This is a genomic window from Streptomyces sp. NPDC091281, assembly GCF_044757425.1.
Lineage (GTDB): Bacteria > Actinomycetota > Actinomycetes > Streptomycetales > Streptomycetaceae > Streptomyces.
The window spans coordinates 39,473-53,928 of record NZ_JBIVUY010000019.1; the positions used below are offsets into that span (position 1 = coordinate 39,473).

Below are 14,456 nucleotides of genomic sequence, written 5' to 3' on the forward strand. Positions count from 1 at the left end.
GTCAGCTCCTTGCGAAGGGGACGGCGGCGGGCGCCGGAATCCGCTCGCCCAGCGGACGGACGGGCGGGATGGTCCCCCGGTCCTCGCCCAGCAGCACCCGGCGCACCACCCGCTCGGCGGCCCGGCCGTCGTCGAACCGGCAGAACCGGGCCCGGAACGCGGACCGCAGCGCCGCCGACCGGGCACCCCGGTGCACGCCGTCGCGGAAGACCGTCGCCAGCTCCTCGGGAGTGCGGGCCACCGGGCCCGGCGGCACCGTACGCGGGTCGACGTACAGGCCGCGTGTCCGCGCGCAGACCTCCCAGTCGTCCGCGTACAGGACGATCGGCCGGTCCAGGTGGGCGTAGTCGCACATCAGCGACGCGTAGTCCGTGACCAGCGCGTCGGCGGCGAGGCAGACCTCCTCGACGCAAGGGTGGGCGGACACGTCGATGACCCGGTCCCCGCCAGGACCGCCGACGCTGCGTGCGCGGGGGTGCGCGCCGGGCGCGTGCAGCAGAACCACCACGTCCTCACCGGCCGCCGCGCAGAACGCCGCCAGGTCGAGGCCGGGACCGGCGGGCACGGGGTGGTCGCGGTGGGCGGGGGCGTACAGCACGGCCGTCTTCCCCTCGGGCACGCCCAGGTCCCGCCGGATACGGTCCACGTCCTCGGCGCAGGCCCGGTAGAAGACGTCGTTGCGCGGGGAGCCGTACTCCAGCGGCTCGTAGGCGCCCGGGAAGGCGCGCTCCCAGGTCCGGGTGGAGTGCGGGTTCGCGGAGAGGACGTAGTCCCAGCGGTCCGCGCCGCCGAGGAGCGCCCTGGGGCCGCCACCCGCACCGGCCGCCGTGGCGGCCACCGGGTACGCGGCCCGGTCGACGCCCGTCGTCCGCAACGGGGTGCCGTGCGGGGTCCGCAGCCGTACCTGGCCCGGCCGCTTCACCACGTCCCGCGCGAAGTCCCCTTCGCCGACCAGGTACTTGGCGCGGGTCAGCAGCCGCCGGGCGCGCCGGGTGCCGAGCACGGCGTGCTCGACGCCCTCCGGGACGGCGTGCGCGTGGTCCGCCCGGACGAGGAACACCGACCGCAGACGCGGGGCGAGTTCGGCGGCCCGCTCGTGCAGCGCGGCCGGGCCGCACACGTAACCGCGGCCCCCGTGCGCGCAGTAGACGGCGAGCCGCGGGTCGATCCGGCGGAGACGGCCGCCGACACCCGCCGCGACCCGTGCGACCCGTGCGACCCGTGCGACTGGTGCGACCCGTGTGATGCCTCGGGTGCGGCCGGTCGCCGTGACGTGGCGGGGGAGGCGGGAGGCGAGGCGGAGTGCCCGTGCCGCGAGCCGGTGGGCGTACGCGAGCACGCGGAACGCGGTGTACGCGTCGGCCGCCAGCAGGCGGTGCGGCAGGCCGGTCCGGCCGTGCGGGCGCGGGAGGTCCGCCGGGAGGTGTTGCCGGTACAGGGCGCCCGCCCGGCGGAAGAAGGCGCGGCGGTCGGCCGCGGGCAGCCGGGCCGGACGGGCGGCCGTCGACAGGACGGCGGCGAAGAGCTGACCGAAGAGGCCGTGCGGCAGCGCCTGTTCAGGGCGCGCGCCTAACACCCGCTCGACCTGGTCGAGGAGTTCGCCGTGGTGGGCACCCGGCCGGGCCGGCCGGTCGCCCTGGCGGCGCAGCAGGTGCCGGACGACCACCGCCCGCAGCACCGCGGCCCGTTCGGCGTGCAGGGTGACCAGGCCGCCGAACCCGACATCCGTGAAGTGGCCGCCGGGGAAGTGTAGTTGCCGCTCCACGAGGAACGCCCGGCGGTAGACCGCGCTCCACGCGGGCAGCAGCACCCCCGCCACCTCGGGCGCCGCGCGCGGCGTGAACACCCCGTCCGGCGCCGAACTCCAGCCCGCGGCAACGGGGTTGACCGGCTCGCCCTCCCACCACGGGACGCGCTCGTGCTCGGCGTACAGGACGTCGACCTCGCCCGTCACCGCCAGCCGGTCGGCCAGCGCGCGCAGGGCGCCCGGAGCGAGGGTGTCGTCGCCGTCGAGGAACAGCAGATACGCGCCGGTCGCCGCCCGCACCCCGGTGTTGCGCGCCTCGGCCAGCCCCGCCGACGGCGGCGAGAACACCGGGCGGACCCTGGGGTCCCGTGCCGCGTACCCGGCGGCGACCCCCGCGGCCGGGGCACCGGGGCCGTCGCAGACCGGGATCAGCTCGAAGTCCCCGAAGTCCTGGGCCAGAACGGAGTCCAGGGCGAGGGGAAGACGGCCCGCGACCCCGTGGGACGGGACGACGATGCTGAAACGGGGCATGTCTCCTTCTTCCGGCGCGGGCGGCAGAACCTGGCCCGGAAACGGCCGAAGGAGTGAATTGGTTACGTTCGCCTACGGCATTCGGGGGACACCGGGTGAACGGAGGGCGGCGGGACGGTGACGTGACACGTGCGGGGGAGGGGGCCTGCTGCTCGGCAGCGGGAGCGCGCCGTCCGGCGGGGACAGTGCGCCCCCCGGCGGGGTCAGCGGGCTGCCCGGCACGGAGCGCGGGCCGCTCCGTGTAGCTCCTCCGCGCGGCCCGCAGCGGCGCTCGCAGCGGCTCAGAGCAGGGAGGGCACCTCCACCGCCGACACCTCCCGTGCCGCCCGCTCCAGGGCGCTCGCCAGGAGGGCGAGGTCGGTGGGGCCGTTGCCCAGTTCACGGACCGGCCGACGGGTCGGCGGGTCGCCCATGCGCTGCCACTCCAGCGGCACCACGGTGGGCCGCAGCGTCGCCGTGCGCGGGATACGGCCCGTCACCCGGCCGCCCTGGAACGGGGTCGGCCGTCCGTCCGGACCGCTCAACCGGCCGCGACCGGGGGCCGGTTCGTCGGCGCCCGAGCCGGGCGCGTCCAGCGTGATCCGCAGCGTGGCCTGCCGGACCGCCTCCGACTCCGCCGTCCGGCCGCCGGGGCCGGTCGCCGCCACCAGGTGCACGCCGAGCCGCTCGCCCTCGCGGGCCACCGCCTCCAGCGCCCGCGTCACCGACCCGGCGGCGGGCCTGCCGGGCGAGCCGAGCGCGGGGGCCACCAGGGCGTCCAGGTCGTCGACCACCACCACGAGCCGCGGCAGCGGCGACGGCGCCTCCGCCGCCCGCCGGGCCGCCGCATCCGGCCGCAGCCGCAGCGTCGCACTCGGCGGAGCCTCTATGTCCCCGGAGCCAGAGCCAGAGCCGGAGCCGGTGCCCAGGCCGGTGCCCGTGCCGGCGGCGGCGCCCGCTCCGGAACCCGCGGCCAAACCGGCACCCGCACCCGAACCCGCACCCGAGCCATGACCCGCGCCGTTCCCGTGCCCTGCCCCTGCCCCTGCCCCTGCCCCTGCCCCGCCGCCCGTTCCGCCCGGCTGCCTTTGCGGTCCGATCCGGCCGGACATCGTCCGTCCGGTGTGCCACTCCGTGAAGTCGGACCGTCCGAGCAGTTCGGCCCGCCGCTTCAGCTCCGCGCTGAGCGACTGGGCGAACTCCCGCATCCGGACGGGGTCGTTGGCGGTGAGGTGGGTGGTGACGTGCGGGACGTCCGTGCAGACCCGCAGGCCGTCGCCGGGGCCGCCCGCCTTGCCGACCGTGTCGCGGCCGTCCAGCAGCACGATGCCCAGCCGGTCGGGGCGTTCGGCGGCGGCCAGCGAGGCGACGACCGCCCGCAGCAGCTCCGTACGCCCGCTGCCGGGCGGTCCCTCGACCAGCAGGTGCGGGCCCTCGGCGGCGAGGTCGACGGCGACCGGGCCGCGCGGACCGGCGCCCAGCACGGCGCACGCCCGCCCGCCGAGCGCCCCGGTGTCGTCCGCCGCGTCCGCCCACCGGGCCATCAGCGAGGTGGGGGTGGCCCGCGCCAGGCCGAGTTCGTCGAGGAGACGCGCCGACGGGGGCAGCGGGGCGGAGACGCGCGGGGCGCGGTCGCCGCCGCCGTCGGGCCGCAGCGGCGCCAGGGCCCGCGCGAACCGCTCGGCCCAGGCAGCGGACACCGCGTCCACGGAGCCGACCGTGCCCGGCCCCACCGGACCCGGCCGGTCCTGGCCGGGGGAGAGCGTGTCGGGTCCGTCCGCCGGGGCCACCCGCAGCAGGCGCAGCGCGGTCGCCACGTCCCCGCTGAGCAGCGCGACCGCGCCGCACGCGCGGAACGTGGGCGCCGCCGCGCAGGCGGCCTCGTAGACGTCGGCCACCGGGGCGGAGGGGGAGGCGGCGGCCGTCTCGGCCAGACAGAGCACATGGATGCCCGCGCGGGGACCGGCCGCCGCCAGGCGCGCCGTCGCCGCCCGCAGGTCGGCGCCGCCGGGGTCGCCGTCGACGACGACCACCGTGAGCGTCCCCGCGGAGCCGCCGGTACGCCCGTCGCCGTGACCGTCCGCGCGGGCCCGTGCGGGGCGCGGGGCGCCGCCGTCGCGGGGCGCCGGGACGGCCGCCGCCACGGTGTCCTCCCCACCCCGCGCGTCCTTCGCGTCCCTCGTGTCCGCGAGGTGGTCCTCCAGGCGGCGCAGCAGTTCGTCGGCGCGCGCGGTGGCCTGGTCGCGGTCGAGGGCGAGCAGCAGCCGGCAGTCCTGGCCGTGCCCCGGGCGCAGGTGGGGCAGCCAGCCGAGCCAGGCCCACTCCGCGACCCGCTCCCGCTCGGACCGCGCGCGGTCCACGCTGATCAGGACGATCTCCAGGGTCTCCGGGGAGTGCAGCGCGGCGAGCTGCGCCAGCACCGCGCGGGCCAGCCCGGCGAGCCGGGGCCGCGGTCCGGCCAGGCCCAGCGCGCCCGCCTCCCGCAGGCTCGCGGTCACCGGGACGGCCGCCAGCGGGCGCGCGTCGCCGGGCGCCGTACGGTCGGCCGTGCCCAGCCGGACCGTGAGCGCCTCCGGGTGGCCCGGCCCGCGCTCCCACAGGCGGGGCCCGGGACCGAGCGCGGTCAGCAGCAGCGCCGCCGGGTCGGGCCAGGTGTCGGGGGAGCGGACCGGCTCCCCGGCGGTCCGGGGCGCGGCCCGGTCGGGGGCGCGCTCGTCCGGGCTGTCCGGGCCGGAGTCCTCCTGGGGTCCGCCGCGTCCGCCGGTCAGCCGCCGCGCCCAGGCGGACAGGCCGCCCCGTCTGCGGGCGCCCGCCGGCAGGTCGGGCCCGCCCGGCACACCACCGTCCCGTGCGGCACCGGCGTCACCGGTGGGCGGTACGTGCGGACCGCGCGCCTCCTGCTGCTCCGCGAACGAGCCGAGCCCCGACCGGCCGCCGTGGGTCTCCGTGGCCCCACCGCGCGGGACGGCCGGGGGAGGCCCGCCGCCGTGCCGCTCGATCCGGGGCGCGCCGCCCTGACCGGGGACGACGTACGGCGACGACCCGGCGGCGTGATCCGAGGCCGGGTCCGCGGGCGAGGGAGCGGAGTGCGCGGAAGGCGCGGCGCCGCCGGTCCAGTCGACGGTGCCGTAGGCGTGGCCGGTGGGCGCGGCGGGCGTACCGGCGCCGCTGACCCGCAGCCGCGAACGCGGCGCCTCCGGCCGCGCGGGGCCCACCACCGGTCCGGACGGCGCGGCCCTTCCCGCCGTACCGCCGCCGTCGTACGGCGCAGGGGTCCCGTACGGCGAAGGCGCGCCGGGGGCCGAGGTGCCGGAGTCGGCGCGCGCGGCAGTCTGGGAGGTCTGGGAGGTCTGGGCGGCCGGGGACGTCTGGGCGGTGTGGGCGCAGGCCACCCGCACGTGCCCCTCCCCGTCCGGCGTCGTGGCGGGCCGCACGCCCGGATTGCCGGGCGGGACCAGCCGCAGCGCCGACTCGCCGACCCGCAGCAGCGCGCCCGGGGCGAGCCGCTGCGGGCGGGTGCCGACGCGGGCGCCGTCCAGGACGGTGCCGTTGGTGGAGCCGAGGTCCGCGACGGTCACCCGGCCGTCGGGGGAGAGGGTCACCGCGCAGTGCAGCCGGGACACGTCCGGGTCGTCCAGCGGCACGTCGGCGTCGGCGGAACGGCCCACCCGCACCTGCCCGCCGTGCAGCAGATGGACGCCGCCCGCGTCCGGACCCGCCACCACGTGCAGCCGGGCCGGGGCGTCGTCCACCTCCGGATGCGGCTCGGGGTCGGCCGGTTCGCCGAGGAACAGCACGGCCCCGTCGGTCAGCGGCGGCTCGCCGAGGGTGCAGCGGTGGGCGTCCAGGCGCTCGGCACCCGCGTACAGCACGGGCTGGGCTCCCCCGGACGGCGCAGCGCCCCCGTCCCCGGTGACGGCCGCCGCCAGGGCCGACGCCACCGCCGCCAGCGCGGTGCCCGCGGGCGCGGTCACCAGCACGTCGCGGCTCGCGGCTCGCTCGCGCGGCTCGGCGGCGGGGCCCTGCGGGTCTACGACGGTCAGCCGGATCTGCATCGCCGTCAGCGGTCCCTTCTGCCCCCGGGGCGCGGACTTGCCCCACCCCGTCACGAGCACGTCGGCCAGTACTCCAGGCATCCTCGCACCTGTCACCGACAACGCGCCCGCCGCCGGAGGACAAGTGATCTTGATTGGTCGGCTCTGCCCGTAAAAGTGCCGGACAGGTGACGCACCGGCGACCGCTTGAGATCGGTCACGCCCGTCTCCGGCAACCAACGGACCGAGGTGAGCGTCTTTCCTTCGAACATGTACGGCACGGGACGCGTAGCCGTACACGAGGGCGCACCGGACGACCGGTGGAACGACGACAGCCCGAGGCCGGGGCCACGGCACTACAGTGGGTCGGAAACACTCGCGGGCAGGCGGCGGGACATCAGCAGGCAAGCAACAGGGAGCGCATGACGTGCGGCCGGTAGGCAGCAAGTACTTGCTCGAGGAGCCGCTCGGACGCGGCGCCACGGGCACCGTCTGGCGAGCCCGCCAGCGAGAGACCGCGGGCGCCGAGGCGGCCGTCCCCGGCCAGCCCGGCGAGACCGTCGCGATCAAGGTCCTCAAGGAGGAGCTCGCGAGCGACCCCGACGTCGTGATGCGGTTCCTGCGCGAGCGCTCCGTGCTGCTGCGGCTGACCCACCCCAACATCGTCCGGGTCCGTGACCTGGTCGTCGAGGGCGATCTGCTCGCGCTCGTCATGGACCTCGTCGAGGGCCCCGACCTGCACCGCTACCTCCGTGAGAACGGGCCCTTCACCCCGGTCGCCGCCGCGCTGCTCACCGCGCAGATCTCCGACGCGCTCGCCGCCAGCCACGCCGACGGCGTCGTCCACCGCGACCTCAAGCCCGCCAACGTGCTGCTCATGCAGGGCGGCGGCCAGATGCACCCGCTGCTCACCGACTTCGGCATCGCGCGCCTCGCCGACTCGCCGGGCCTCACCCGCACCAGCGAGTTCGTCGGCACGCCCGCGTACGTCGCCCCCGAGTCCGCCGAGGGCCGCCCGCAGACCTCCGCCGTCGACATCTACGGCGCCGGCATCCTGATGTACGAGCTGGTCACCGGCCGTCCCCCGTTCAGCGGCGGGTCCGCCCTCGAAGTCCTCCACCAGCACCTCAGCGCCGAACCGCGCCGCCCCTCCACCGTGCCCGACCCGCTGTGGACGGTCATCGAGCGCTGCCTGCGCAAGAACCCCGACGAGCGGCCCGGCGCCGAGAACCTCGCGCGCGCCCTGCGCGTCGTCGCCGAGGGCATCGGCGTGCACGCCAACTCGATGCAGATCGCCGCCGCCGAGGGCGTCACCCACCTCCTCGCGCCCGACCCGGCGCCCGCGCCCGTCCCCGGCGCGCCCGCGGCGGCGCCCGCCGGCGCGTACGACCCGAACGCCGCGACCAGCGTGCTCCCGCACACCGCCGGACCCGGCGGCCCGCCCGGCGCCGCCGACCCCACCGCTGTCCTCCCGCACACCGGCGGCCCCTCGGGCGCCGCCGACCCGACGGCCGTCCTGCCGCCCGTCCCCGCCCACCAGCCCGGTGACGGCGGGCAGGGGCCGCGCCCCGAGGAACCGCACCCCTGGCAGAACCAGCTGCGCGCCGCCCGCGACCGCAACGAGCAGACCCAGGTCCAGTACCTCGACCCGAACGAGGACCCGCTGCGCCGCCGCCCCCAGCGGCAGGTCGCGCGCCCCCAGCAGCCGCCGCAGCGGCCCGCCCCGCAGCAGCAGCCCCAGCCCCAGCAGGGCTACGGGTATCCCGCGCAGCAGCCGCAGCAGCAGTACGCCCCGCCGCAGCCCCAGCCCCAGCGGTACGCGCCCCAGCCCCAGCAGCCGCCGCAGCGCCCCGCGCCCGAGCCCCGGCAGCGCCGCGAGCCGCGCCCGCGCAGCGCCAACCCGATGAAGATCCCCGGCCTCGGCTGCCTCAAGGGCTGCCTGTTCACCCTCGTCATCCTGTTCGTGGCGAGCTGGCTGGTCTGGGAACTGACCCCGCTCCAGGACTGGATCGGCACCGGCAAGGGGTACTGGAGCCAGCTCGGCGACATGTTCAGCACGGTCGGCGGCTGGATCGAGAACATCAGCGACTGGATCGGCGACCTGGGCGGCGGCTCGGGCACCTCCGGCACCTGAGACGGACAGCCGAGCCCGACGGGGTGAAGCCGGGCGTTCCGGAACGTGAGTTCGGGGATTTGTCGACATCCGACGGGTGATTTCGGCCTCCGCGGTGAAGGTCGCCCTCTCGGACGCGTACTTTTGTCGCCACACGCGTCTGTAGGAGCAGCCTTGGCACGCAAGATCGGCAGCCGGTACACCGCCCACCAGATCCTCGGACGGGGCAGCGCCGGAACGGTGTGGCTGGGTGACGGGCCGGACGGACCCGTCGCCGTGAAACTCCTGCGCGAGGACCTCGCGTCGGACGAGGAACTGGTCGGCCGCTTCGTCCAGGAGCGCACCGCCTTGCTCGGCCTGGAGCACCCGAACGTGGTCTCCGTCCGCGACCTCGTCGTCGACGGCAACGACCTCGCCCTCGTCATGGACCTGGTGCGCGGCACCGACCTGCGCAGCCGCCTCGACCGCGACCGGCGGCTCGCGCCCGAGGCGGCCGTCGCGATCGTCGCGGACGTCGCCGAGGGCCTCGCCGCCGCCCACGCGGCCGGGATCGTGCACCGGGACGTCAAGCCCGAGAACATCCTCCTCGACATGCGGGGCCCGCTCGGCCCCGGCGGCTCCCACCGCGCGCTGCTCACCGACTTCGGGGTCGCCAAGCTGATCGACACCCCGAAGCGGACCCGCGCCACCAAGATCATCGGTACGCCGGACTACCTCGCCCCCGAGATCGTCGAGGGCCTCCCGCCGCGCGCCTCGGTGGACATCTACGCCCTCGCCACCGTCCTGTACGAGCTGCTGGCCGGGTTCACCCCGTTCGGCGGCGGCCACCCCGGCGCGGTGCTGCGGCGGCACGTCACCGAGACGGTCGCCCCGCTGCCCGGCATCCCGGACGAGCTGTGGCAGCTCGTCGTGCAGTGCCTGGCCAAGGCGCCCGCCTCCCGGCTGCGCGCCTCCGAGGTGGCCGCCCGGCTGCGGGAGCAGCTCCCGACGCTCGCCGGGATGCCCCCGCTGGACGTCGGCGAGCCCGACGCCGAGGTGTCCGGCCAGACGGCCGACGCCGGGTCGGACGGTACGGCCGGACGCGGCGACCGGGGCGAGCCCGCCGGGCCGGACCGGGCCGCGGGGCGCGCCCGGCGGGGGTCGGTGCCGCTGGTGCCGGGCGCCAAGCCCGACTCCAACCGCGACACCCACACCTCGATGCGGGTGCCCGCCCCCGACGAACTGGCGGGCGGCGCCCACGGCACCGCCCGCGTCCCCCGCGCGACGGGCGCCCCCCGCCCCGGCTCGGCCCGCAACCGCGCCGTCACCCGCCGCCGCCGGATCACCCTCGGTGCCGCCGCGGTCGCGGTCGCCGCGGCGGTCGGCATCGGCGCCTGGGCGGCGACCTCGGACGACACCCCGGACACCCCACCCCAGGACACGAAGAACTCGTCCCCTGTGACCCCGTGACCCCGTGACCGTGACCCCTTGACCCTGTCCCCGTGACCCTGGCTCCGGCGCCCCCCTGACGCCGGAGGGCCGTTCCCCGGCCGGGGCACGCCTCGCCCCTGGACCCCCACAACCCGCCGCACCCCCCCTGCACCCCCGGCGGGACCGGCGGGACCGGGCCGCTCGGTGGAGCCGTTACGCTGGAGGGGTGGCAGTCGTCGATGTTTCCGAAGAGCTCAAGTCCCTCTCCTCGACCATGGAGTCGATCGAGGCCGTTCTGGACCTCGACAGGCTGAGGGCCGACATCGCCGTGCTCGAGGAGCAGGCGGCCGCGCCGTCCCTGTGGGACAACCCGGACGAGGCGCAGAAGATCACCAGCAAGCTGTCCCACCTCCAGGCCGAGGTCAGGAAGGCCGACACCCTGCGCGGCCGGATCGACGACCTCTCCGTCCTCTTCGAGATGGCCGAGGAGGAGGACGACCCCGACACCCGCGCCGAGGCCGAGTCCGAGCTGGCCGCCGTGAAGAAGGCGCTGGACGAGATGGAGGTCCGCACCCTCCTCAGCGGCGAGTACGACTCCCGCGAGGCGCTGGTCAACATCCGCGCCGAGGCCGGTGGCGTCGACGCCGCCGACTTCGCCGAGAAGCTTCAGCGGATGTACCTGCGGTGGGCGGAGCAGAAGGGCTACAAGACCGAGATCTACGAGACCTCGTACGCGGAGGAGGCCGGCATCAAGTCGACCACCTTCGCCGTGCAGGTGCCGTACGCCTACGGCACGCTCTCCGTGGAACAGGGCACCCACCGCCTGGTGCGGATCTCGCCCTTCGACAACCAGGGCCGCCGCCAGACCTCCTTCGCCGGGGTCGAGGTGCTGCCCGTGGTCGAGCAGACCGACCACGTCGAGATCGACGAGTCCGAGCTGCGCGTGGACGTCTACCGCTCCTCCGGTCCCGGCGGCCAGGGCGTCAACACCACCGACTCCGCGGTGCGCCTCACCCACATCCCCACCGGCATCGTCGTCTCCTGCCAGAACGAGCGCTCGCAGATCCAGAACAAGGCCACCGCCATGAACGTCCTCCAGGCCAAGCTGCTGGAGCGGCGCCGCCAGGAGGAGCAGGCCAAGATGGACGCCCTCAAGGGCGACGGCGGCAACTCCTGGGGCAACCAGATGCGTTCGTACGTCCTGCACCCCTACCAGATGGTGAAGGACCTGCGGACCGAGTTCGAGGTCGGCAACCCGGAGGCCGTGTTCAACGGCGAGATCGACGGGTTCCTGGAGGCCGGAATTCGCTGGCGCAAGCAGCAGGAGAAGTAAGTTTGTCGACAAGGCAACTGCCCCCGGTGCGGGGGTGGTTGCCTTTGTCGTGCCAGGGTCCCGCCGCGTTCTCTGTCACAGTCGCGGCTTCAACGCCCGGCAAAGCGTGCTGACTTGGACATTGCGCGCGCAATGACCTTGACGCTTCGTCGAAAAGTGGGAAGGGTGATGCGCGGCATGCGTAGCACCGGGGCGCATGTGGACCGGGGGGCTCGGCGCAGGTCTGCCACCCCCGTTGACCACGGCCCCGGACGCGGCCCTCACCGACGAACCGGCTACTGGGGGTAGCAACCTTATGACCAAGAAGACGCGCGTGCGTGTCGCGCGCATCGCCGCGGGCGCCGTGATCGCCGCGGGTGCCTCGCTCACCGTGGCCGGCGTCGCCTCGGCCACCGGCGACCAGGGCGGCAAGAGCGGCCTCGTCGAGACGGCGACCGCGAACGTCAAGAGCCCCGACGACCCGACGGACCCCTGCGACATCGTGGCGGACCCCGACTGCGACGACCCGGGTGAGACCACCGGGGAGACCTCGACCACGGGCGACACCTCGACCACGGGCGACACGTCCACGACCGGGGACACCTCCACGACCGGTGACACGTCCACCACGGGCGACACCTCCACCACGGGTGACACGACCACCTCGGGCGGGACCTCCACGACCGGGGACACCTCGACCACGGGCGGCTCGAACAGCACCGGTGGCTCCACCGGCACCACGGGCGGGTCCAGCAGCACCGGCGGCTCCACCTCGGGCGGCTCCACCACCGGCGGCACCGGCACCTCCGGCGGTTCCACCTCGGGCGGCTCCACCGGCGGTTCCGCCTCGGGCGGTTCCACGGGCGGCTCCGCGACCGGTGGTGGCTCGGTCACCGGCGGTACCGGCACCACCCCCGACGGCACCTCCGTCCAGGAGGCCGGCAGCTCCGCGCTGACCGACACCTCGGACACCGTCGCCCAGGGCGGCGGCAAGGAGCTGGCCGAGACCGGCGCCGGACAGACCACCTTCCTGATCATCGGCGCCGCCACCATGATCGTCGGCGGCGTCGGCTTCCGTGTGCTGCCGCGTCTGGTCGAGGGCCGCGGCGGCGCGGCCGCCTGACGGCGACCACCCCGGCCGGCCCGTCCAGGGACGCGTGAAGGGGCCCGGAGCCGATCGGCTCCGGGCCCCTTCGACGCCGTACGGTCAGTCCTTCGGCCCCCGCGGGCTAGGCGGTCTGGTGGGCGAGCAGCGCGAGCGCCGCCACCAGCACCGCCAGGAGCGCGATCAGGGCCATCGGGTTCAGCCCCCCGAAGTGGTTCTCCTGCTGCAACCGCTCACGGTTCGCGCGGCACACGGGGCACCGGCCCTCACTCACGGGCGCGGCGCAGTTAGCGCACACCAGCCGGTCGTACGTCATGCGCTCGCCCTCCTTGCACCGGTTCCACGTACACAACGCCCGTGGAAACGCAAACGTTCCCCTCCACTCTGCCAGGTTCCGCCGGATTCAGCGCGGGGTCCGGGCAGGAGCTGTCTCACAGACCGCGGCCGTACAAAAACGCACAAGCCGCCCGCAACCGCAACCGATGCCTGCGGACGGCTCCCCGCTTCGCGTATGGTCACGCACATCTACCCCCGGCGACCCGTGGTGCATCCGTGATCCGATTCGACAACGTCTCCAAGGTCTACCCCAAGCAGACCCGCCCCGCACTCAGGGATGTCTCCCTCGAAGTGGAGAAGGGCGAGTTCGTCTTCCTCGTGGGCTCCTCGGGTTCGGGCAAGTCCACGTTCCTGCGGCTCGTGCTGCGCGAGGAGCGGTGCAGCCACGGCCAGGTGCACGTGCTGGGCAAGGACCTCGCCCGTCTCTCCAACTGGAAGGTGCCGCAGATGCGCCGCCAGTTGGGCACCGTCTTCCAGGACTTCCGGCTGCTGCCGAACAAGACCGTCGCCGAGAACGTCGCCTTCGCGCAGGAGGTGATCGGCAAGTCCCGTGGCGAGATCCGCAAGTCGGTGCCGCAGGTGCTCGACCTGGTCGGCCTCGGCGGCAAGGAGGAGCGCAGGCCCGGCGAGCTGTCCGGCGGTGAGCAGCAGCGCGTCGCCATCGCGCGCGCCTTCGTGAACCGGCCGAAGCTGCTGATCGCCGACGAACCGACCGGCAACCTCGACCCGCAGACCTCCGTGGGCATCATGAAGCTGCTGGACCGGATCAACCGGACCGGCACCACCGTCGTGATGGCCACGCACGACCAGAACATCGTGGACCAGATGCGCAAGCGCGTCATCGAGCTGGAGCAGGGCCGCCTCGTCCGCGACCAGGCGCGCGGCGTCTACGGCTACCAGCACTGACCGCCACCGTCCACGGAAAGGCCTCAAGAAGACGCCATGCGCGCCCAGTTCGTACTCTCCGAGATCGGTGTCGGTCTCCGCCGCAACCTGACGATGACCTTCGCGGTCGTCGTCTCCGTCGCCCTGTCGCTCGCCCTGTTCGGCGGGTCGCTCCTGATGAGCGACCAGGTCACCACGATGAAGGGCTACTGGTACGACAAGGTCAACGTCTCGATCTTCCTCTGCAACAAGAGCGACGCCGAGTCGGACCCCAACTGCGCCAAGGGCGCGGTGACCGACGACCAGAAGAAGCAGATCAAGACCGACCTCGGCAAGATGGGCGTCGTCGACCAGGTGACGTACGAGTCGCAGGACGACGCCTACAAGCACTACAAGGAGCAGTTCGGCGACTCCCCGCTCGCCAGCTCCCTCACGCCGGACCAGATGCAGGAGTCGTACCGGATCAAGCTGAAGGACCCGGAGAAGTACCAGGTGATCGCGACCGCCTTCGACGGGCGGGACGGCGTGCAGTCCGTGCAGGACCAGAAGGGCATCCTGGACAACCTCTTCGGACTTCTCAACGGCATGAACTGGGCGGCGCGCGCGGTGATGGCGCTGATGCTGGTGGTCGCGCTGATGCTGATCGTGAACACCGTCCGCGTCTCGGCGTTCAGCCGCCGCCGCGAGACCGGCATCATGCGCCTGGTCGGCGCCTCCGGCTTCTACATCCAGGCCCCGTTCATCGCGGAGGCCGCCGTCGCCGGTCTCATCGGCGGCACCGTCGCCTGCGGATTCCTGGTGCTGGCCCGGTACTTCATCATCGACAACGGCCTGGCCCTCTCCGAGAAGCTGAACCTGATCAACTTCATCGGCTGGGACGCCGTGTTGACGAAGCTCCCCCTCATCCTCGCGACCAGCCTCCTGATGCCCGCCCTGGCGGCCTTCTTCGCGCTGCGCAAGTACCTGAAGGTGTGAGACATGCCAAGGGGGCCGTACGGTGAAGC

General features: G+C 74.9%; 9 protein-coding genes. 6 read left to right on the top strand and 3 right to left on the bottom strand.

All coding sequences use genetic code 11. From position 1 onward, the window contains the following. Nucleotide 1: 1 nt before the first annotated feature. A complete protein-coding gene (locus tag ACIQPQ_RS35615; RefSeq protein ID WP_401312600.1) occupies nucleotides 2-2,278 on the bottom strand; it encodes a CDP-glycerol glycerophosphotransferase family protein in 2,277 nt (758 codons plus the stop codon). Nucleotides 2,279-2,559: 281 nt separating this feature from the next. Continuing rightward, nucleotides 2,560-6,312, bottom strand: coding sequence for an FHA domain-containing protein (locus ACIQPQ_RS35620; RefSeq protein WP_401312723.1), 3,753 nt, complete (start codon nucleotides 6,310-6,312; stop codon nucleotides 2,560-2,562). A 406-nt stretch (nucleotides 6,313-6,718) separates the two neighbouring features. Between ACIQPQ_RS35620 and ACIQPQ_RS35625 the strand changes: the two genes are divergently transcribed. The 4 genes from ACIQPQ_RS35625 to ACIQPQ_RS35640 all read left to right on the top strand — a co-directional run bounded on the left by ACIQPQ_RS35625 (nucleotide 6,719) and on the right by ACIQPQ_RS35640 (nucleotide 12,249). After that, entirely contained in the window at nucleotides 6,719-8,425 is a 1,707-nt protein-coding gene (locus tag ACIQPQ_RS35625; protein ID WP_401312603.1) for a serine/threonine-protein kinase, read from the top strand. A 153-nt stretch (nucleotides 8,426-8,578) separates the two neighbouring features. Then, nucleotides 8,579-9,853 carry a serine/threonine-protein kinase gene (locus ACIQPQ_RS35630; RefSeq protein WP_401312606.1) on the top strand — a complete coding sequence of 425 codons (1,275 nt, stop codon included), beginning with the start codon at nucleotides 8,579-8,581 and terminating at the stop codon, nucleotides 9,851-9,853. Nucleotides 9,854-10,040: 187 nt separating this feature from the next. Beyond that, nucleotides 10,041-11,147, top strand: coding sequence for a peptide chain release factor 2 (prfB, locus tag ACIQPQ_RS35635; RefSeq protein ID WP_383780622.1), 1,107 nt, complete (start codon nucleotides 10,041-10,043; stop codon nucleotides 11,145-11,147). Nucleotides 11,148-11,442: 295 nt separating this feature from the next. Next, nucleotides 11,443-12,249 carry a hypothetical protein gene (locus ACIQPQ_RS35640; protein WP_401312608.1) on the top strand — a complete coding sequence of 269 codons (807 nt, stop codon included), beginning with the start codon at nucleotides 11,443-11,445 and terminating at the stop codon, nucleotides 12,247-12,249. A gap of 106 nt (nucleotides 12,250-12,355) precedes the next feature. Here the strand turns inward: ACIQPQ_RS35640 and ACIQPQ_RS35645 are convergent, their stop codons facing one another. Beyond that, nucleotides 12,356-12,547, bottom strand: a complete 192-nt coding sequence (locus ACIQPQ_RS35645; protein ID WP_401312611.1) for a hypothetical protein — start codon at nucleotides 12,545-12,547, stop codon at nucleotides 12,356-12,358. A gap of 236 nt (nucleotides 12,548-12,783) precedes the next feature. On the opposite strand from ACIQPQ_RS35645, the gene ftsE reads away from it, so the two are divergent. Together ftsE and ftsX are read left to right on the top strand one after the other, a co-directional pair. Further along, entirely contained in the window at nucleotides 12,784-13,473 is a 690-nt protein-coding gene (gene ftsE / locus ACIQPQ_RS35650; RefSeq protein WP_383780613.1) for a cell division ATP-binding protein FtsE, read from the top strand. 36 nt (nucleotides 13,474-13,509) lie between these two features. Then, on the top strand, nucleotides 13,510-14,427 hold the full coding sequence (ftsX, locus tag ACIQPQ_RS35655; RefSeq protein WP_383780611.1) for a permease-like cell division protein FtsX: 918 nt from the start codon (nucleotides 13,510-13,512) through the stop codon (nucleotides 14,425-14,427). The last annotated feature ends 29 nt before the right edge of the window (nucleotides 14,428-14,456 follow it).